At 71.5% G+C, this 19,587-nt stretch carries 15 protein-coding genes; 7 read left to right on the top strand and 8 right to left on the bottom strand.

Going from position 1 to position 19,587, the window contains the following annotated elements; all coding sequences use genetic code 11:
- Nucleotide 1 precedes the first annotated feature (1 nt).
- Genes SSP24_RS27795 through SSP24_RS27810 form a run of 4 tightly spaced genes read right to left on the bottom strand, consistent with a single transcriptional unit; the run spans nucleotide 2 to nucleotide 6,064 of the window.
- The gene (locus tag SSP24_RS27795) at nucleotides 2–1,936 is read right to left on the bottom strand and encodes an ABC transporter permease (protein ID WP_141312454.1); all 1,935 of its coding nucleotides are present in this window, start codon (nucleotides 1,934–1,936) and stop codon (nucleotides 2–4) included.
- Nucleotides 1,936–2,979 carry a quaternary amine ABC transporter ATP-binding protein gene (locus SSP24_RS27800; protein WP_141312455.1) on the bottom strand — a complete coding sequence of 348 codons (1,044 nt, stop codon included), beginning with the start codon at nucleotides 2,977–2,979 and terminating at the stop codon, nucleotides 1,936–1,938. Before SSP24_RS27800 ends, SSP24_RS27795 begins: the two co-directional genes overlap by 1 nt.
- Nucleotides 2,979–4,508, bottom strand: coding sequence for a GMC family oxidoreductase (locus SSP24_RS27805; protein ID WP_141312456.1), 1,530 nt, complete (start codon nucleotides 4,506–4,508; stop codon nucleotides 2,979–2,981). The genes SSP24_RS27800 and SSP24_RS27805 overlap by 1 nt, the downstream gene beginning before the upstream one ends.
- A gap of 47 nt (nucleotides 4,509–4,555) precedes the next feature.
- Nucleotides 4,556–6,064 (bottom strand): aldehyde dehydrogenase family protein, encoded by a 1,509-nt coding sequence (locus tag SSP24_RS27810; protein ID WP_141312457.1) that lies wholly within the window; start codon nucleotides 6,062–6,064, stop codon nucleotides 4,556–4,558.
- A 188-nt stretch (nucleotides 6,065–6,252) separates the two neighbouring features.
- Between SSP24_RS27810 and SSP24_RS27815 the strand changes: the two genes are divergently transcribed.
- On the top strand, nucleotides 6,253–7,152 hold the full coding sequence (locus tag SSP24_RS27815) for a helix-turn-helix domain-containing GNAT family N-acetyltransferase (protein ID WP_373306778.1): 900 nt from the start codon (nucleotides 6,253–6,255) through the stop codon (nucleotides 7,150–7,152).
- Here the strand turns inward: SSP24_RS27815 and SSP24_RS27820 are convergent.
- Nucleotides 7,135–8,061: a LysR family transcriptional regulator gene (locus SSP24_RS27820; protein WP_141312459.1), complete on the bottom strand. Its 927-nt coding sequence runs from the start codon at nucleotides 8,059–8,061 to the stop codon at nucleotides 7,135–7,137. The genes SSP24_RS27815 and SSP24_RS27820 overlap by 18 nt on opposite strands.
- A gap of 50 nt (nucleotides 8,062–8,111) precedes the next feature.
- Between SSP24_RS27820 and SSP24_RS27825 the strand changes: the two genes are divergently transcribed.
- Nucleotides 8,112–9,554 (top strand): MFS transporter, encoded by a 1,443-nt coding sequence (locus SSP24_RS27825; protein ID WP_141312492.1) that lies wholly within the window; start codon nucleotides 8,112–8,114, stop codon nucleotides 9,552–9,554.
- Here SSP24_RS27825 and SSP24_RS27830 read toward each other — a convergent pair.
- From SSP24_RS27830 to SSP24_RS27840, 3 genes are all read right to left on the bottom strand, one after another.
- A complete protein-coding gene (locus SSP24_RS27830; protein ID WP_141312460.1) occupies nucleotides 9,551–9,823 on the bottom strand; it encodes a hypothetical protein in 273 nt (90 codons plus the stop codon). The genes SSP24_RS27825 and SSP24_RS27830 overlap by 4 nt on opposite strands.
- A gap of 147 nt (nucleotides 9,824–9,970) precedes the next feature.
- A complete protein-coding gene (locus SSP24_RS27835) occupies nucleotides 9,971–10,960 on the bottom strand; it encodes a malate dehydrogenase (RefSeq protein WP_141312461.1) in 990 nt (329 codons plus the stop codon).
- A 311-nt stretch (nucleotides 10,961–11,271) separates the two neighbouring features.
- A complete protein-coding gene (locus tag SSP24_RS27840; protein ID WP_141312462.1) occupies nucleotides 11,272–12,453 on the bottom strand; it encodes a helix-turn-helix domain-containing protein in 1,182 nt (393 codons plus the stop codon).
- Between the two features lie 563 nt (nucleotides 12,454–13,016).
- Here SSP24_RS27840 and SSP24_RS27845 point away from each other — a divergent pair.
- The 5 genes from SSP24_RS27845 to SSP24_RS27865 all read left to right on the top strand — a co-directional run bounded on the left by SSP24_RS27845 (nucleotide 13,017) and on the right by SSP24_RS27865 (nucleotide 19,563).
- A complete protein-coding gene (locus SSP24_RS27845; RefSeq protein WP_141312463.1) occupies nucleotides 13,017–13,238 on the top strand; it encodes a mersacidin/lichenicidin family type 2 lantibiotic in 222 nt (73 codons plus the stop codon).
- A gap of 25 nt (nucleotides 13,239–13,263) precedes the next feature.
- Nucleotides 13,264–13,506, top strand: a complete 243-nt coding sequence (locus tag SSP24_RS27850) for a mersacidin/lichenicidin family type 2 lantibiotic (protein ID WP_141312464.1) — start codon at nucleotides 13,264–13,266, stop codon at nucleotides 13,504–13,506.
- A gap of 221 nt (nucleotides 13,507–13,727) precedes the next feature.
- Nucleotides 13,728–16,907 carry a type 2 lanthipeptide synthetase LanM family protein gene (locus tag SSP24_RS27855; protein WP_229865943.1) on the top strand — a complete coding sequence of 1,060 codons (3,180 nt, stop codon included), beginning with the start codon at nucleotides 13,728–13,730 and terminating at the stop codon, nucleotides 16,905–16,907.
- Nucleotides 16,904–17,419, top strand: a complete 516-nt coding sequence (locus SSP24_RS27860) for a hypothetical protein (RefSeq protein ID WP_141312466.1) — start codon at nucleotides 16,904–16,906, stop codon at nucleotides 17,417–17,419. Before SSP24_RS27855 ends, SSP24_RS27860 begins: the two co-directional genes overlap by 4 nt.
- Nucleotides 17,416–19,563, top strand: a complete 2,148-nt coding sequence (locus tag SSP24_RS27865) for a peptidase domain-containing ABC transporter (RefSeq protein ID WP_229865942.1) — start codon at nucleotides 17,416–17,418, stop codon at nucleotides 19,561–19,563. Before SSP24_RS27860 ends, SSP24_RS27865 begins: the two co-directional genes overlap by 4 nt.
- Nucleotides 19,564–19,587 lie beyond the last annotated feature (24 nt).

The raw sequence follows: 19,587 nt of genomic DNA on the forward strand, positions 1-19,587 counted from the left end.
GTCACGCTCCCTTCTTCGTGCGGCGTTCGGTCGGCTGGGTCACCCGGTCGAGCATCAGGCCGAGGCAGACGATCGCGGCGCCGGCCACCAGACCGGTCGCGAGGTCGCCCTGCGCGAGGCCGAAGACGACGTCGTAGCCGAGGGCGCCGCCGCCGACCAGGCCGCCGATGATGACGACGGCGAGGACGAGGACCACACCCTGGTTGACGGCGAGCAGCAACGACCGGCGGGCGAGCGGGAGCTGGACCTGGCGCAGCTGCTGTCCGCTGGTCGCGCCCAGTGAGCGGGCCGATTCCAGCGCGGCCGGGTCGACCTGCCGCAGGCCCTGGGCGGTGATGCGGACAACGGCGGGCAGCGCGTAGACGACGGCCGCGGCCACCGCCGGGGCGCGGCCGACGCCGAACAGGGCGACGACCGGGATCAGGTACACGAACTGCGGCATCGTCTGGAAGACGTCCAGCACGGGACGCAGCGCCCGCTCGAAACGTTCGCTGCGGGCGGCCGCGATGCCGGTCGCGAAGCCCAGGACAAGGGTGACGGCAACGGCGGCGAGGACCTGGGAGAGGGTGTCCAGGGACGGCTCCCAGACGCCGAGTACGCCGATCGCGGCCATGGCGAGGACGGCGGTCAGCGCGGTGCGCCAGGTGCCGATCAGCCAGGCCAGGGCGGCGACGATCAGCAGCACCGACCACCAGGGCAGCCACTGCAAGCCGTCGCGCAGCGGGTCGAGGACCCAGGTGGTGAAGTGCCCGGCCCAGTCGGCGGTGCCGCCGATGACCGGGACGCCCGAGTACAGGTGGGCGGTCATCCAGTCGACGGCGCGGTTGACCGGCTCGGCGATGTTCACGTTCCAGGCGTCGGGCCATTCCGTACGGCCCAGCAGGCGTCCGGCGACCGCGACGGCCGCGGCGGCGGCCAGCGCGTACGGCCATCCGGCGCGCGGGCGGTCCCCGGTGCCGCTGCCCGCGGCCGCGGTGACGCGGTCCAGTACGACCGCCAGGAGCACGATCGGAATGCCCGCGGCGAGGGCCGCGCCGACGTCGACCGAGGCCAGCGCCTGGTAGACGCGGTCGCCGAGGCCGCCGGCGCCGATCACGGAGGCGATGACCGCCATGGACAGCGCCATCATGATCGTCTGGTTGAGGCCGAGCAGGAGTTCCTTGCGGGCCAGCGGGATACGGGCGGTCAACAGGCGTTGGCGCGAGGTGGCGCCGAGCGACTCGACCGCCTCAAGGACGCCCTTGTCGGCGCCGCGCAGGCCGAGGGCGGTGAGGCGGGCCATGGGCGGGGCGGCGTAGACGACGGTGGCGAGGACGGCGGCGGGGACGCCGATGCCGAAGACCAGGACGACGGGCAGCAGGTAGGCGAACGCCGGGAGCACCTGCATGGTGTCGAGGACCGGGCGCAGGGCGCGGTCCATCCGGTCGGACAGCCCGGCGGCGAGGCCGAGCAGGGCGCCCACGACGACGGACGCCAGCACGGCCACGACCATCAGGGCCAGCGTCTGCATGGTCGGCACCCACATGCCGAGCAGCCCGCACGCCAGGAACGCGGCGGCGGTACCGAGCGCGAGCCGCACACCCGCCACCCGCCAGGCCAGGAAGGCGCCGAGCGCGGTGACGCCCGCCCAGCCGATGGTGAGGAGGGCGAGGTAGACGGCCCGTACGGACAGGACGACCCCGTTGCTGATGTGGCCGAAGAAGTAGAGGAACAGCGGGTGGCTGTCGCGGTTGTCGATGATCCAGTCGCTGGCGCTGGTCAGGGGCTGGGTCAGGTCGACGGTGAGGGCGTCGGGCCAGCTCCCACTCGCCCACCGCGCGTTGGCCAGCGGTACGAGAATCGCCGCGGCCAGGGCCAGGAGGGCGAGCTTGGCGATGACCCGGTTCTTCAGTACGGCGGGCAGGGCACGGGGAGCCGAGGCGGTGACGGTGGCCATCAAGCCACCTCCTTGCGAGGTGCCGTACCGGCCACCACACCCAGCAGCCCCTCGGAGTCCACCACCCCCAGGCAGCGCCCGGCGTCCACCACCCGCACCGGTCCCCCGTTGCGCGCCACCGCTTCGATGGCCTCGGACACCGTCGCCGCCGGGGCCACCGCCGGTCCGGCCCCCGCCTCCTCCGCGGACGCGGGCCGCATGGCGGTTCGGACGGTCATGACCTGTTCGCGGGGGACGTCGCGGACGAACTCGCGGACGTAGTCGTCGGCCGGGGAGCCGACGATCTCCTCGGGAGTGCCGAGCTGGACGATCCGGCCGTCGCGCATCAGGGCGATCCGGTCACCGAGCTTCAGTGCCTCGTTCAGGTCGTGGGTGATGAAGACCATGGTGCGGCCCTCGTCGCGGTGCAGCCGGACGACCTCCTCCTGCATCTCCCGCCGGATCAGCGGGTCGAGGGCGCTGAACGGCTCGTCGAACAGCAGTACCTCCGGGTCGACGGCCAGCGCACGCGCCAGCCCCACCCGCTGCTGCTGTCCGCCCGACAGCTGGCCGGGCCTGCGCTGCTCCAGGCCCGTCAGGCCCACCTTGGCGACGACCTCCGCCGCCTTCTCGCGCCGCTCGGCCCTGCCCACGCCCTGGATCTCCAGGCCGTACGCCACGTTGTCGAGGACCGTGCGGTGCGGGAGCAGGCCGAAGTGCTGGAAGACCATCGCGGCGCGATGGCGGCGCAGTTCGCGCAGCCGCGCCTTGTCCATGGCGCGGACGTCCTCGCCGTCGATGGCGATGGTCCCGGCCGTCGGTTCGATCAGCCGGGTCAGACAGCGCACCAGCGTGGACTTGCCGGAGCCGGACAGGCCCATGACGACGAAGACCTCACCTTTGCGCACGCCGAAGGAGACGTCCCGGACGGCGGCGGTGCAGCCGGTGCGGGTGCGCAGCTCGGCGGCGGGCAGGGCGGTCAGCTCCGGGTCGGCGGGGACGCGGTCGGCCTTGGGGCCGAACACCTTCCACAGGCCGTCCACCGAAAAGACGGGGGTACTCATCACGCACCACCCCCGATCAGCTCCACGGCCCGTTCCCCGACCATCAGCACCCCGATCATCGGGTTCACCGCGGTCATCGTCGGGAACACCGACGCGTCCGCGATCCGGATGCCGTCCAGGCCACGGATCCGCAACTCCGGGTCGACGACCGCAAGTTCGTCGGTGGCGGCGCCCATCCGGCAGGTACCCGCCGGGTGGTACACGGTGTGCGCGACCTTGCGGGCGTACTCGCTGAGCGCCTCGTCGCTGGTGATGTCCGGGCCGGGGCACACCTCCCGCTTCAGCCAGCCCGCCAGCGGCTCGCTCTTGGCGATCTCGCGGGCGATGCGGATGCCGTCGACGAGGGTGCGGCCGTCGTAGTCGTCCTCGTCGGTGAAGTAGCGGAAGTCGAGCGCGGGCTTCTCGGCCGGGTCGGCGCTGGTGAGGTACAGCCGTCCCCGGCTCTTCGGCTTGGGGATGTTCGGGGTCATCGAGACGCCGTGCGGGGGCCGTTCGTAGCCCAGGCGCTCCGGGTTGTCCGTGAACGGGATCTGGTAGAAGTGGAACATCAGGTCGGGGCCCGCGTGTTCGGGGTCGCGGCGCACGAACAGACCGGCGTCGGAGTCCATCGCGGAGTTCTCCGGGATGGGCCCGTGGGTCTCCCAGACGATCACCGACTCGGGGTGGTCGAGCAGGTTCTCGCCGACGCCGGGCAGATCGTGGACCACCGGTATGCCGAGCCCCGCGAGATCCTCCTTCGGACCGATGCCGGAATGCAGCAGCAGCCGGGGCGAGTCGACCGCGCCCGCGCACAGCACGACCTCGTTGCGGGCGCGCACGAGGATCTCCTCGCCGTCCTTGCTGCGCACATGGACGCCCTCGGCGCGGGTGCCGTTCAGCTCCAGCTTGTACGCCCAGGTCTCCAGCAGGAGCGTCAGGTTGGGCCGCTCGTCCATCACCGTGTGGAGGTAGGCCACGGAGGCCGAGGAACGCTTGTTGTTCTCGGGGTGGTAGGCGAGGTCGAAGAAGCCGACGCCCTCGGTGAACGGCTTCTTGTTGAAGCCCTCCACGCGCGGCACGCCCAGGGCGGTCCGGGCGGCGTCGACGAAGTCGCGGGCGATGGCGTTCCGGTCCTTCTCGTCGACCGGGACGATGTTGTTCAGCAGCCGGGCGTAGTAGGCCTCCATCTGCACCGCGCCCCAGCCCTTGGCCCCGGCCGCCTCCCACTCGTCCCAGTCGGACGGCAGCGGCTTGAAGGCGATGAGGGTGTTGTGGGAGGAGCAGCCGCCGAGGACGCGGGCGCGGCTGTGCCGGATGTGGGAGTTGCCGCGTGGCTGCTCGGTGGTGGGGTAGTCGTAGTCGAGTTCGCCGCCGAGCAGGCCCATCCAGCGGCGCAGGGTGAGGACGTCCTCGCGGTCCACGTCGCTGGGGCCGCCCTCGATGACGGCGACGGTGACGTCGGGGTTCTCGGTGAGGCGGGAGGCGATGACGGAGCCGGCGGTGCCGCCGCCGATGACGACGTAGTCGTAGGTATGGGTGGTCTCGGGCATGGGGGGTTACTCCAGGTGAAGGGTGGTTCTTACGGGCTGCCGGGGCCTCAGCCCGCGAACCAGCGCACCGGCTTCGGCGCGAGGTTCTGGTAGATGTGCTTGGTCTCGCGGTACTCGGCGAGCCCGGCCGGGCCGAGTTCGCGGCCGACTCCGCTCTTGCCGAAGCCGCCCCACTCCGCCTGCGGGAGGTAGGGGTGGAAGTCGTTGATCCAGACGGTGCCGTGCCGCAGCCGCCCCGCGACCCGGCGGGCCCGCCCCGCGTCGGCGGTCCAGACGGCACCGGCCAGCCCGTACTCGGTGTCGTTGGCGAGCGCCACGGCCTCGTCCTCGGTACGGAAGGTCTCCACCGTCAGGACGGGCCCGAAGACCTCTTCGCGTACGACCCTCATCTCGCGGTGGCACTGGTCGAGCACCGTCGGCTCGTAGAAGTAGCCGTTCGCGGGGCGCTCCGGGGCGGGCTCGGGACGCTTGCCGCCGCAGCGCGGCACCGCCCCTTCGGCCAGCGCGGAGGCGACGTACGACTCGACCTTGGCGCGCTGCTGCTCGGAGACGAGCGGGCCGCACTCGACGCCGTCGGCCGTCCCGCGGCCGAGGCGGATACGAGAGGCCCGGCGCGCGAGTTCGGCGACGAACCGCTCCCTGACCGACTCCTCGACGATGAGGCGCGCGCCCGCGGAGCAGACCTGGCCGCTGTGGATGAAGGCGGCGTTGAGGGCCTGGTCGACGGCGGTATCGAAGGCCTCGTCGGTGGCGCAGGCGTCGGCGAAGACGACGTTGGGGTTCTTGCCGCCGAGTTCGAGGGCGACCTTCTTGACGGTGGGCGCGGCGGCCGCGGCCACCTTCGTGCCGCTGACCAGGCCGCCGGTGAAGGAGACCAGGTCGACGTCGGGGTGCTCGGCGAGGCGGGCGCCGACCGTGTGGCCGGGGCCGGTGACGATGTTGGCGACCCCGGCGGGCAGCCCGGCCTCGACGAGCAGGTCGATCAGGGCGATGGTGGTCATCGGCGTGATCTCGCTCGGCTTGACCACGAAGGTGTTCCCGGCGGCGAGCGCGGGCGCGATCTTCCAGCTGGCCTGGAGCAGGGGGTAGTTCCACGGCGTGATCAGCGCGCAGACGCCGACGGGCTCGTGGACGACGACGCTGTGGATGTCGGGCGAGCCCGCGTCGACGACCCGTCCGGCCCCTTCCCCGGCCACCAGGTCGGCGAAGTAACGGAAGGCATCGGCCACGCAGTCGATGTCGACGCGGCCCTCCTCGACGGTCTTCCCGGCGTCCCGGCTCTCCAGCAGGCCGAGTGCCTCGCGGTCACGGACCAGCAGGTCGGCGACGCGGCGCAGCAGGGCGGCGCGCTCGGCGACGGGGGTGCGGGGCCAGGCGCCCTGTCCGCCGTCGAAGGCACGGTGGGCGGCCGCGACGGCCAGGTCCGTGTCCTTCTCGTCGCCCTCGGCGACCACGGCGAACGGCAGCGCGTCCGCGGGGTCGAGGATCTCGCGCGTGGCGCCGGAGACGGCGGGCCGCCACTCCCCTGCCACGTGGATCGTTTCTCTGTCCGACATGCTCGGTACTTGCCTTCCGTTCCTGTTCAGGACCGTGAGCACCTGCCCGAGGCCGGTAACGGCATGCGAAATCGGTGACCGAAAGTGCGCCGTCTCACTGGCAATTCGGACAAACACTCCGAAAAGGCCACTCGCCCCCTATGGACCACCCGGGGTCCTTTGACTAAAGTCAAAGGAATATGAAGGCAGTGTCAGAACACGAGACGGTGTCGGAGCACGTCGCGGCCTTCCGCCGCTTCAACCGCTACTTCACCCGCCGCATCGGCGCCCTCGACGACCACTACCTGGGCCAGAACCGCCCCCTCGGCGAGGCCCGTCTGCTCTTCGAGATCGGCGACGGCGCCTCGCTGCGGGAGCTGCGCGCCCGGCTCGGCCTGGACGCCGGATATCTGAGCCGGATGGCGAAGGCCCTGGAGGCGCAGGGCATGGTCCGGCTGAGCGTCCACCCCGACGACAACCGGCTGCGCAGAATCGAACTCACCCCGGCCGGACGCGTCGAGGTCAAGGAACAGAACCGCCGGGCCGACGCCCTGGTCGCCAGCCTGCTCGACGGCCTCACCCCGGCCCAGCGCGCCCGCCTCACGGAGGCCATGAGCACCACGGAACGCCTGCTGCGCCTCGCCGCCATCACCGTCGAACACGTCGACGGCGCCTCCCCGGACGCCCGCGCCACCCTCGCCGCCTACGCCGCCGAGCTGGACGAACGGTTCCCCGAAGGGTTCGACGCCGCCGATCTCGTACGCCCGGAAGAGGTGTCCGGCGACTCGGGCGCCTTCTTCGTGGCCTACGAGGCCGAACGCCCGGTCGGCTGCGGCGGGCTGCGCCGTCTCGGACCGGGCGTGGGCGAGATCAAGCACGTGTGGGTGGACCCGGACGCCCGACGGCTGGGGCTGGCCCGCCGGATCCTGACGGCGCTGGAGCGCGAGGCGATCGAGCGCGGTTTCGACGTCGTACGCCTGGACACGCACGCCGTGCTCACCGAGGCGCAGACGATGTACCGGGCGGCCGGCTACACGGAGATCCCGGCGTACGCCGAGCACGTCTACGCCGGACACTGGTTCGAGAAGCGGCTACGAGGGGCCCGCTGACGCACCGGCGAGCAGCTCCCGCACGCACCCCCGCAGCCATTCGTGCGCCGGATCGGCGTCGTGGCGCGGGTGCCAGGCCAGGCCCAGGGGCAGCGGCGGCAGGTCGAGCGGCACCTCGAAGGTGACCAGGCCGAGGGCGTCCGCCAGCGGTGTGGCCAGGCCGCCGACCAGCCCGACCAGGTCGGTGTCCCGGACGACGAAGAGCGACGCGGTGAAGGCGCCGAGACTGCCCACCACCCGCCGCCGCAACCCGAGCTCGGCGAGCGCCGCGTCCACCGGTCCGTGCAGCCGCCCCCGCCGGGAGACGATCAGATGGTCGGCCGCCGTGGCGAACCGCTCGGGCGTCAGCTCCCCGGCCAGCAGCGGGTGCCCGGCCCGTACGACGCCCAGCATCCGGTCCTCGGCCAGCTGCTCCACATGCACCTCGGGCGCCACGGTGTCGATCACCCCGATCTCCAGATCGGCGGTCCCCTCACGCAGGAACGGCCCGTCCACATGCGTCTCGCTGAGGAACCGGACGCTGATGCCGGGCGCCTCCTCGGCGGCCCGGGCGAGCAGCGCCGGGGCGTGGGCGGCGGCGACCATGTCGTGACCGAGGATCGTGAAGGTCCGCCGCAGGCCGCGCAGGTCCGCGTCCCGGCCGGGCGCGAACAGGGCGCGGGCCCGCTCCACCACCGCGCTCACCTCGGCCCGTACGGCGAGCGCGTGCGGGGTCGGCACCATACGGCGGCCGGCCCGCACCAGCACCGGGTCGCCGAGCGCCTTGCGGATCCGGCCGAGGGTGCGACTCATCGCCGGTTCGGACAGATGCAGCCGCCGGGCGGCGCCCTGCACGCTCTGCTCCTCCAGCAGCACGTCGAGGGCGACCAGCAGATTCAGGTCCAGGCTCGCGGATTGCGTCACGCGCATCGATCCCTTGCAAAGGTTGCACTGGAGTGCAGGTCACTGCCGAGCCTACGGTGACGGGGCATCCCACACCACCGTCCAGCTCCCGAGGAGGAGCCGTTCCCACGCACGCCCTGAAACGCCCGACCCTGCTCGCCCTGTGCGCCTGCGTCCTGGTCGCGCAGAGCATGGTCGCCGCCATCAACCTGCTGATCCCGCAACTGAGTTCGTCGTCCCTGCACCCCACCCACACCGAGATCCTGTGGACGGTCGACGCCTACGTCATCGTCTTCGCCGGGCTGCTCGTCCCGGCCGGGGCGTTCGGCGACCGCCACGGCCGCAAGGGCGCCCTGCTCACCGGGCTCGCCCTGTTCGCGGCGGGCGCCGCCACCAGCGCCCTCGCGACCGGCCCCGCCCTGCTCATCACGGGCCGCGGCATCTCCGGCGCCGGGGCCGCGCTGATCACGCCGACCACGATGTCGCTCATGCTGCACCTCGCCGGTCCGGCCCGGCGGGCGCAGGCCATGGCGTCCTGGACCCTGGCGATCGGGCTCGGCGGACTGGCCGGGAACCTCGGCGGCGGCCTGGTCGGCCAGTTCCTGTCCTGGCGGGCGCTGTTCGCCGCGATGGTGCCGCTGGCCGCGCTGCTCGCGCTGGCCGTGGCCGTCACCACCCCGCGCACCGACCGCTCCCCGCACGGCAACCAGGACCCGCTCGGCACCCTCCTGCTCACGGCGGGCCTGGTCGCCGTCCTGTTCGGCATCATCGAGGGCCCCACCTACGGCTGGACCTCACCGCGCATCCTGGCCGCCTTCGCCGCGGGCGCCCTCCTCGTGACCGCCTTCACCGCGCACGCCCTGCGCTCCCCCGCCCCGCTGCTCGACCCGCGCATCTTCACCGCGCCCCGGCTGCGCGCCACGACCCTCGGCCTGGCCACCGGGTTCTTCGGCCTCTTCGCCCTCTTCTACGTCAACTCGCAGTACCTGCAAGGCGTCAAGGGCTACGGCGCCGCCCTCACCGGCCTCGCGATCACACCGCTCGTGGTCGGCATGTCCCTGGTGCCGAAGCTGGCGGCGCGCTGGTCGACGTACCCGCGCACGGTCATCGGCGCCGGGCTCGCCCTCATCGGCGCCGGTCTGCTCGGCGCCTCCACGGCGGACGCGGGCACGCCCTACCCGGCGTACGCCTGCTGGCTGCTGGTCATCTCGGCCGGCACCGGCCTGGCCATGCCGGCCCTCACCCTCGGCGCGGTCACCGCCCTCCCACCGCACCAGGCGGGCCTCGGCTCCGGCCTCGGCACCTCGGCCCGCGAACTCGGCGCGGCCCTCGGCGTCGCGGTCACCGGCACGGTCCTGGCCGCCCACGGCGACGTCCCCCACGGCATGGGCCCGGCACTGCGAACGGTGGGGCTGGTGGTACTGGCGGCGACGACGCTGGTCGTGCTCGGCCACCGCCCGACCGGACGCCCGTCCCCTACGACGACCACGCCCGCCCGCACCAAGGAACCGGTCGCCTAAGCGCCCTGCGCCGCCGCCGACTTGGCCAGCTGGACGGCGCTTCCGAGGCTGAGGCCGGGGGCCGCCTCGCGCAGGTGTTTGATCGCCTGGACCGAGTCGGCGGGGCCGCCGTACCCGACCGCGTCCAGCCGCAGGGCGAGGGCCAGCTCCAGGCCGGGGCGTTCCTCGGGGCTCGCGTCGGCGAGGGCACGGCGCAGGGCCTCGGTGGCGAGGTCGGCGTCGCGTACGAAGAGGACGTTGACTTCCGGGTGCTTGCTCTTTCCGAACATGTGGATCATCCTCGCGGGTGATCCGCCGGGCGGGCCAGGGAGTTGAGGAGCTTCTGAGCGTCGTACGCAGAAGCCATAAGCCCGGGGAAAACGACGACCCCCGGCCCGTGGCGGCGGGCCGGGGGTCGTGCGGCGGGAGGCGCCGGGTCAGATGAGGCCGAGGCCGCGGACCGCGTCGCGCTCCTCCTCCAGCTCCTTGACGGAGGTGTCGATACGCGCGCGGGAGAAGTCGTTGATGTCCAGGCCCTGGACGATCTCGTACTTGCCGTCCTTGCAGGTGACCGGGAAGGAGGAGATCAGGCCCTCCGGGACGCCGTACGAGCCGTCGGACGGGATGCCCATGGAGACCCAGTCGCCCTCGGCGGTGCCGTTGACCCAGGAGTAGACGTGGTCGATGGCGGCGTTGGCGGCGGACGCGGCCGACGAGGCACCGCGGGCCTCGATGATGGCGGCGCCGCGCTTGGCGACGGTCGGGATGAAGTCCTCGGCCAGCCACTTCTCGTCGTTCACGACCTCGGCGGCGTTCTTGCCGGCGACCGTGGCGTGGAAGATGTCGGGGTACTGGGTGGCGGAGTGGTTGCCCCAGATCGTCAGCTTCTTGATCTCGGAGACCGGCGTGCCCGTCTTCTTCGACAGCTGGGTCAGCGCGCGGTTGTGGTCCAGCCGGGTCATCGCGGTGAAGCGCTCCGCCGGTACGTCCGGGGCGGCGGCCTGCGCGATCAGCGCGTTGGTGTTGGCCGGGTTGCCGACGACCAGGACCTTGATGTCGTCCGCGGCGTGCGCGTTGATGGCCTGGCCCTGCGGCTTGAAGATGCCGCCGTTGGCCTCCAGCAGGTCACCGCGCTCCATGCCCTTGGTGCGCGGGCGGGCGCCGACGAGGAGGGCGACGTTGGCGCCGTCGAAGGCGACGTTCGGGTCGTCGGTGATCTCGATGCCCTGGAGCAGCGGGAACGCGCAGTCGTCCAGCTCCATCGCGGTGCCCTCGGCGGCCTTCAGCGCCGGGGTGATCTCCAGGAGGCGGAGCTTGACCGGCACGTCCGCGCCGAGCAGCTGGCCGGAGGCGATGCGGAAGAGCAGGGCGTAACCGATCTGGCCGGCCGCGCCGGTGACGGTGACGTTCACGGGAGTGCGGGTCATGGCGTTCTCCGTATGACAGCTGGCGGTGGGGCGTCCCTGCCCCGGCTTTTTTTGATCGATCTCTTGGCGTCAAGAGAGATCCAGCGGTCAGGCTATCGCGCATCCGGGATGCCGGACGTCCGGGTCGGTGTGGCCCACCCCACAGACCCCACGGAAGGCGGCGGCCGCCCGTCCGGGAGAGCGAGACGGGACGACCGCCGGGTGGGGGTACCGTTTCCGGACTCCCGTGGGGGTACTGTGCGCGTGCCCTGGATCGCGGATGGCATGCGCGATACCGGTGTCTTTTCTGCGCTGTCTCTTTTTGCGCCGTTCTACTGTGTGCAGCCCTGCTCCCCCGACGCCAGCGTCGCGCACGCCGTGGCCTCGCCCGCGTCCTGCACGGCGACCATCGGGGTGTACGCGATGGTGTCACCGGCCGTCGTGATGGAGCCGTTCTCCTTGGTGGTGCCCACGGTCACCTGGACCTTGTCGCCCTGGGCGGCCTGGGTGATACGGCCCCATGCCGCGCCGCAGGTCTCGCTGTAGCGGACCTCGACGACGGTGGTGCCGACGGTCGCCGTCCTGGCGGTGGTGACGAGGTCGCCGCTGCACCCCATGGCCTCCGCGTCCTTGCCGGCGCAGGTGTCGCCGCTGCACTTCACGCCGGGTGGCAGATTGGCGTCGGTGCTGACGGACGGGGGCGGGGAGACGTTCGCGGTGTCGTTGGGGTCGCCGCCGTCGCGGGTGAGGTAGTACGCGGCACCGGCCACGACGACCACGGCGACGGCACCGGCGAGGAACATCGCGAGCCGCTTTCTGCGGGACGCGCCGCCGGAAGGGTTGCCCGGTGCGGGCGGCGTCGGCGCACCGGCGCCGGGCGCGCGCCCGGCCGAGGCCGCATTCGACCCCGTACCGGCACCGGACGATGCCGGATTCACTCCCGCACCGGCGCCAGGACGGCCGCTCGCGGCGGCGGGGGACGGCCCGGTGTACCCCGCGAGCCCCCACGAGTTGACCGCCGGCCGTTCCTCGGCCTCCCGGGCGTTCGCGTCGGGAGCCGTCGGCTGGGGCGGCACCGTCGGGGCCACACCCGCCGGGCCCGCGATGCCCGGAGTGGCCGTCGCACTGCCGCCCCTGCGGGCCGTCCTGCCCTTGGTGTTCGCCGGGGGCGCGCCGAACTCGCCGAGCGCCGCGCGCGCCTGGGCGATCCGTAGCGCCTCCATGGTCATGTCGTGGCGCATCTCCGAGCGGCTCCAGGCCCGTTCGGCGAGCTCCCACATGGTTGTCAGATGGATCGGGTTGGTGCCGGTGACCTCGGCCAGCGCGACGACCGCGCCCTTGGGCGCGAGCAGCCGGCCGTTCAGGTAACGCTCCCAGGACGTCTTGCTGTAACCCGTGCGGTCGGACAGCGCGGAGATGCTCAGGCCGCTGCGGTCCACGAGCCGCCGCAGCTGATCGGCGAACTCCTTTATCTGCGGATCGAGTTCGTCCGGCAAGGCCTTCCAACGAGGCATGACTTCCCCCCTTTTCCCCCTGTGCGTGCCGGTTGTTCCCCCGCCGACTGGGATGTGCCCCGTCAGGTTTCAGTTCCGGGGACGTCCCGATTGGGCAGATTAGCCCCGCCGTGCCGTGCTCAGGGTCGGCATTCCCGAAGCTGTCGATACATCGACACAACGGGAACACACCGATGACCTCGGACGTCTCAGCGGTGCGCTGCGCACCCACCCGCAACCGCCCCTCGACTGTGGCGGGGCGCGCACACCGTAGCGGAACGGTCACTTCCGTGCCACAGCGCACGGACAGCCGTTGAACGGGGTGTTCGGCGTACGGGAGTTTGGATGCGACGGCGGCCCGTCCTTCCTCGGGGGAGGGGACGGGCCGCCGTTTCACGTGGGTGACCGGCTGCGGCCAGGCGCCGAACGTGCGGCGCGTATGCGGTGCGTGTGCGCGCACTCGTCGGCTCGCTGTGCGGTGGGCGAACCTCCGCTGCGGAGGATGGGGCGCAGGGCCGGCGGGTGCGTGAGGCAGCCGGCGGCCCGGATCCGACAGGACGGAGACAGGAAGGAGGTGACACGAAATGAACCTTGTTCGCGCCTGGAAGGACCCGGAGTACCGGGCCACTCTCAGCGAGGCCCCGGCCAACCCGGCCGGTCTGGTTGAGCTGGCGGATGACCAGCTCGACGGCGTCGCGGGCGGTACCACGTGGGCCTGTGCCACGGTCACGCTGACCGTGACGGTGTGCTCGCCCACCGGGACGCTCTGCGGCAGCTGCCAGATGGGTACCCGCGGCTGCTGCTGAGCCGTCACATTCACATAAAGGAGTGATGTTCGTGGACATCGTCCGGTCCTGGAAGGACGCCGACTATCGGTTGTCCCTCGGGAGTGAGGCCCCCGCCCATCCGTCGGGCGACGGCCTCACCGCAATCACCGATGAGGAGCTGACCGAGGTCAACGGAGCCGGCTCCGGCGTCCTCGGCACTCTCGGGTGCTGCTCGTGCCTGCCGTGGTATTCGGGCTGGACCGTCTGTGGTCTGGCCTGCAACCCCGGTAAGCCCTGCAAGAACTAGCAGCTTACCGAAGAAGCGACGTGACCGGCAGGGCTGTCGTCCGACCCCTGCCGGTCGCGTTCATGTTCAGGAGGGGAAGAAACGGAATGTCCGTCGACGCAATTGATGGCAACACCGTCCGGCCAGGCAGGACAGCTCTCCCGTGGCACCGGGCGGCCACCCTGGCAGAGAGATGGCGCGGGCATCCGTCACAGACGGACACGATCCGCGGCGACAAGCGCTTGACCACGTGGACGGAACTGGCGCCCTTCAAGGGTGAGCGGTCCACTCTGGACGAGCGGCTTTCCCCGCTGGGCGTCACCGCCGGCCAACTGGCCGCGCTGCTCGGGGAGGCCGAGTCCTCCCTCGCCTCGCGCCTGACGGACGAGCCGGAGTGGCACAGGACCTTCATGCGCTGGTGGGCCGTCGGCATGGCCACCACCGACTCCACCCGGCGACTGGACGCCGACATGGGTCTGCTGGAGGTGATGCGGCCGCTCGTCGAGGGCGCGGTGCACGAACTCGACGCGCTCGTGCAGCAGTGTCTGACGGATTCGGACGACCCCGTTCTGGCCGATCCGGGGCATGTTCTCGATGTTGTACGGGCCACAGCACCAGCGGCCGATCTTCTCGGGCATGTGCAGCGGACGCTGGTCCTCGAACTCAATATCGCTCGCGTTGAGGACCGGCTCAGTGGCGAGACATCCGAAGCGCGCTTCTCGTCGTTCGTGGAACTGCTGCGCGACGAGGACAACGCGCTCGCGATCTGGCGCGAGTACCCGGTGCTCGGGCGGCTCATCGTCAACCAGCTGCGGTTCTGGATCGACACCCGTGTCGAGCTTGTCCGGGCACTCGCTGCGGACCTGCCCGCGCTGCGCGCGCGCTTGCTGGCCGACCGGGCCCCGCGGCGCCTGGAGCGCATCGAGTTCGGCGCCGGTGACAAGCACCGTCGCGGCCGTTCCGTCGCGATGGTGACCTTCGACACCGGCACGCTCGTGTTCAAGCCCCGCTCGCTGGCGATGGACGTCGCCTTCGACGGCCTTCTGGGCTGGGTCAACCGGCAGTGCCCGGCCCACGAACTCGCCCGCATCTCCGTCCTGGACCGCGGGGAGCACGGCTGGGTCGAGCTGGTGGACACCTCGGCGACCACCGACGCGGCGGGCGGCGACCGGTACGCGTGGCGGCTGGGCGCGCTGACGGCGCTGCTGTATCTGCTGCATGCCACCGACTTCCACTTCGAGAACGTCCTCGCGGCGGGCGAGTACCCGGTCCTCGTGGATCTGGAAGCCCTGCTGCACAGCGACAAGACAGCCGCGGTCGTGAAGATCGACGGTGAGACCGACATCGCGGCGGTCACGCTCGCCAACTCGGTCCAGTCGGTCGGCATCCTGCCCAACCACCTGCTCGTACGGGGTGAGGACGGCACCTTCGGCCTTGACGTCAGCGGCCTCGCCGGGCGCGGCGGTCAGCTGACTCCCATGCCGGTGCCGACCTGGGAGGGCAGCGGCACCGACCGGATGCGGCTGGTCAAGCGCCGCATGGAGATGGACGCCGAACGCAACCATCCGATGACCGCCGACGGGGAACCGATCGACCTGGTCAGCCGCGTCGATGAGTTCGTCGACGGCTTCACCCGCGTCTACCGGCTGCTGGAGGCGGGGCGGGACGAACTCCTCGCCCAGGACGGCCCCATCGCGGCGTTCGCGGCGGTCCGCACCCGGCTGATCGCCCGCCCTACCCACATCTACGGCCGTCTGCTGCTGGAGAGCACCCACCCGGACTTTCTGCGCGACGGGCTCGACCACGCCCGGTCGCTGGCGCGGTTGGCCGGCGGCCACACCGAGATGCCGGACTCACGCGGCGCGATGATCCTGAACGAGATCGCCGAACTGTCAGTCGGGGACATCCCGATGTTCACCGTCGACGCCAGCACCGGAATCCTGCGCGGTGGGCCGGACGGCTCACCGGTGGGCACTCGGCCGTCACCGCTCGCGGCCGTACGCGACCGGCTCGCCGCGCTCGGGAGCGACGACCTCGCCTTTCAGGAGCGCGTGATCCGATCCTGCGTCGCGGCCACGGCCATGGGCGAGAGCGAGGCGCGCTGGCCCAACTGGCATCGCGAACGCCTCGGCACCGGAGCCACCCCCGAAGTCTTCGCCGAGGAGGCCCTGCGCGTGGCGCGGCGACTGGCCGATCTGTGCGTCCGGGACGATCACGGGCTGGGCTGGATCGGCCTCGACCTGGTCGACGAGACGTACTGGCAGTACGCCCCCGCTCCAATCGGCCTCTACACCGGAACCGCCGGTATCGCGCACGGGCTTGACGCGGTCGCGGCCGTCACCGGCGACGAGGAGACCGGCGAGCTGGCTCGAGCTGCCTTCGACCAGGTCGCCAAGCGGTCCATCCTGATCGCCGAGACCCTGGCCGGGCTGGAGAAGAAGCCCGGAGCCGCCGAGTTCGGCATCGGCGCGTTCGGCCCCTTCGGTGGCGCGATATACGCCCTGTCGCACGCCGCCGTGCGGCACGACCGCCCCGACTACGCCACCGCCGCCACCGCACTGCTGCCCGCCATCGCCCAACTTGTCAGCGAAGACCCCCTGTTGGACGTGGTCTCAGGATCGGCCGGGGCGATCCTGTCCCTGCTGTCCCTGGAATCCGCCGCACCTGGATGCGGCGCTCTCGCGCTCGCCGTGCGCTGCGCCGACCGGCTCCTCGCCACCCGGCAGCCGGCCGCCGACGGCTGGGGCTGGGCCACTCCGATCAACCCCGAGGCGCCGCTGGCCGGGTTCTCCCACGGTGCGTCCGGCATCGCCTACGCGTTCGCGCGGCTCCACCAGGTGGCCCCCCGCCCTGAGTACGTAGCAGCCGTACGGCACGCGTTGCGCTACGAGGCGACCGTGTACGACCCGGAGCTGCGGACCTGGCGGGATCTGCGGCCGGCCAACCTCGGCGGACGTACCGTCATGAACGCCTGGTGCCACGGGGCGCCGGGCATCGCGATGGCGCGTGCCGAGTTCGAGCGGATGGGCATCGTGCCCGACCTGGCCGAGCTGATCGAGCAGGACCGGCACTGGGCGGTTCTCGCCTCCATCTCCACCGGACTCGACCTCGACCCGGTGTCCGGTCTGGGCAATCACAGCCTGTGCCACGGTGATGTCGGCAATCTCCTCACCATCGAGGCGGCCTGTCAGCCGGATGCGGAACCGGAGGTGGCCGAGTTGCTGCCCCGGGTATGGAACACGCTGCTGCACGAGGGCCGAGAGAACGGCTGGCTGTGCGGCGTGCCGAACGGCGTGGAGACACCGGGTCTGATGACCGGGCTCGCGGGGATCGCGTGGGGCCTGGCGCGCATGGCCGACCCCGCGCGGGTTCCGGATCTGCTGCGGCTCGCCGGCCCGTCCACGAAGGGACGTGCGCGGTGAGCTCCAAGGCCCCATCGCGCCCGGCAGCGGACGGCGCGCTTGCCGAGGGGGTCTACCGGCCGAGCATGGTCGCCGCCTACCGGGCCAACCCGCGCGGCGCGGTCCATGCCGGGTTCGACGCCGAGCGCATGGTGCCCCGGTGGCGTTGGGTCCTGATCGGCCTGCTGCTGATCGCCGCCACCGCCCTGGTGGGGCTCCTCATCCGGGTCCCGGTCGGCCCGACCGGGACACTGGCCGGTACCACAGGCCGCGACGCCGTCCTCGCATTCCCGAGCCTCACACCCCCGGCGAAGGGCAGTGACATCGTCCTGCGCCTCGACAAGAGCCGGACCGTCACCGGCCGCGTCAAGGACACGCAGGCCGGACAAGGCGGCGTGCAGGTCACCATGGTGCTCGTCGAACTCCCCGCCGCATTCGGGCTCGACAGTGTGGAGGACGGAACACAGGTGGTCCTCGACCAGGGCACCCGGCCGCTCCTGCTCGACATCTGGGATGGGGGGAACGACCAGTGAGGATCACGCGCCGCAGGGTCCCCGTACGGCTGCAGTCGACCTCGGTCGAATGCGGCGTCGCCGCGCTGGCGATGGTGCTCGGCTACCACGGCCGCCATACCGCGGTCGCCGAGCTGCGCGACCGCATGGTCCTGGCCCGCGATGGGGCCAGCGCCGCCTCCATCGCCCGGCACGCCCGGGAACTGGGCATGAAGGTGCGCGCCTTCCGCGCCGAACCGGACGCCCTGGCGGGGTTGGCGCTGCCGCTGATCGCGCACTGGGGGATGAACCATTTCGTGGTGATCGAGCGCTTCACGAGCCGTGGTGCCGACATCGTCGATCCCGCGTCCGGTCGCCGCCGCGTCACGCACGCGGAACTCGATGCGTCGTTCACCGGCGTGGTGCTGGAGATGGAGCCGACCGATGAGTTCGAGGAGCGCGACGGAGCCGAGGCTGGGCTGTGGCCGTTTGTCCGGCCGTTCCTGCCACGCCGTGTGGGCATCCTTTCGGCGATCGTCGCGGCCTCGGCCATCCTGGCCCTGTTCGGATTGCTTCCGGCGTTCCTGACCGCCTATGTAGTCGACCACGTGCTGCCCGGCCGCAGGGAGAACACCCTCCTCATCCTGGCGGCCGGGATCGTGGCCTACGCCGCGAGCCACGCGATGATGACGCTGGCGCGGGCCGAGCTGCTGCTGTGGCTCCAGACGCGCATCGACTGGTCGATGATGAGCTCGTTCCTCAGGCACCTGATGTCGCTGCCGTACAAGTTCTTCCAGCTGCGCACCGGCGGTGACCTGCTCGTACGGGTGTCGAGCATGACCTATGTGCGCGATGCCGTGTCCAGCCAGCTACTCGCGGTCTTCCTGGACGCGGCCCTGTTGGGCATCTATCTCGTGGTCATCGGCACGAAGTCGCTGCTGTTCGTCGCGGCGATCCTCACCATCGCCCTGACACAGTTGGCCATCATGTTCTTCTCGGCGCCGACGGCCCAGCGTCTGACCGAGCGTGAACTCCAGGCACTCGGAGAGGCTCAGAGCACCCTGCTGGAGGCGGTGACCGGCGCCGAGACGGTCAAGGCGTCGGGCGCCGAGGACGTCGTGGTGAGTCGATGGTCGCGGAAGTTCTCCGAGCAGTTGGAATCCTCGGTACGGCGCAGCAGGCTCGACAACGCGATCGACAGCCTTCTCGGCATGCTGGGCACCGCGTCCCCGCTGGTCATGCTCGTACTTGGCGCATACCTGGTGTTCAGCGACAACCTCTCGCTCGGCACCATGCTCGCCCTGATCTCGCTGGCAGGTGCCGCGCTCTCGCCGGTGGCCCAACTCGGCCGCAGTATCAAGACGTTCCAGACGATCCGCGTCCACCTCGACCGGCTGCGTGACGTGCTCGACGAGCCCGACGAGACCATTGGCCAGGGGAACAAGAGGGTCACTCTGGACGAGCCGATTACGCTGGCCGATGTCAGCTTCCGGTACTCCGGAGACGGCCCCGACGCCCTCGCCGGCATTTCCCTCACCGTCAGCCCGGGCGAGAAGATCGCCATCGTCGGCAGCAGCGGCTCGGGGAAATCCACCCTGGCACGGCTCATCCTCGGCCTCTACGACCCCACCGGCGGTGAGATCACGTACGGGCCGACACCGCTGACCGACCTCGACCTGGGGCACCTCCGCCGCCAGTGCGGCGTGGTCACGCAGGATGCCGACATCTTCAGCGGCTCGGTGCTGACCAACATCGCTCTGGTCAAGCCCGAGGCGACCCTGGACGAGGTCGTCGCAGCCGCCCGCCTGGCGGCCGTTCACGATGACATCACGCGCATGCCGATGGGGTACGAGACGATCCTCGGTGAAGGCGGCAGCGGTCTGTCCGGGGGACAGCGGCAGAGAATCGCGCTGGCTCGCGCTGTGCTGCACCAGCCCCGGGTGCTGCTGCTGGACGAGGCCACCAGCCACCTTGACGCGACGACCGAGGCGGCCGTGCACGAGAACCTGTCGGAACTCGACTGCACCCGGATCGTCATCGCCCACCGGCTCAGCACCGTCCTCGACGCCGACCGCATCCTCGTCCTCGACCAGGGCCGCATCGTCGAAGAGGGACGCCACGGCGAACTGGTCGCCCGTGGCGGTGCGTACGCCATGCTCGTCGGCCAGCAGCTCGTACATGACTGATCCACGGCTGTCCGCCCGACGCGC

The sequence above is a fragment of the Streptomyces spinoverrucosus genome, assembly GCF_006539505.1.
Lineage (GTDB): Bacteria > Actinomycetota > Actinomycetes > Streptomycetales > Streptomycetaceae > Streptomyces > Streptomyces spinoverrucosus.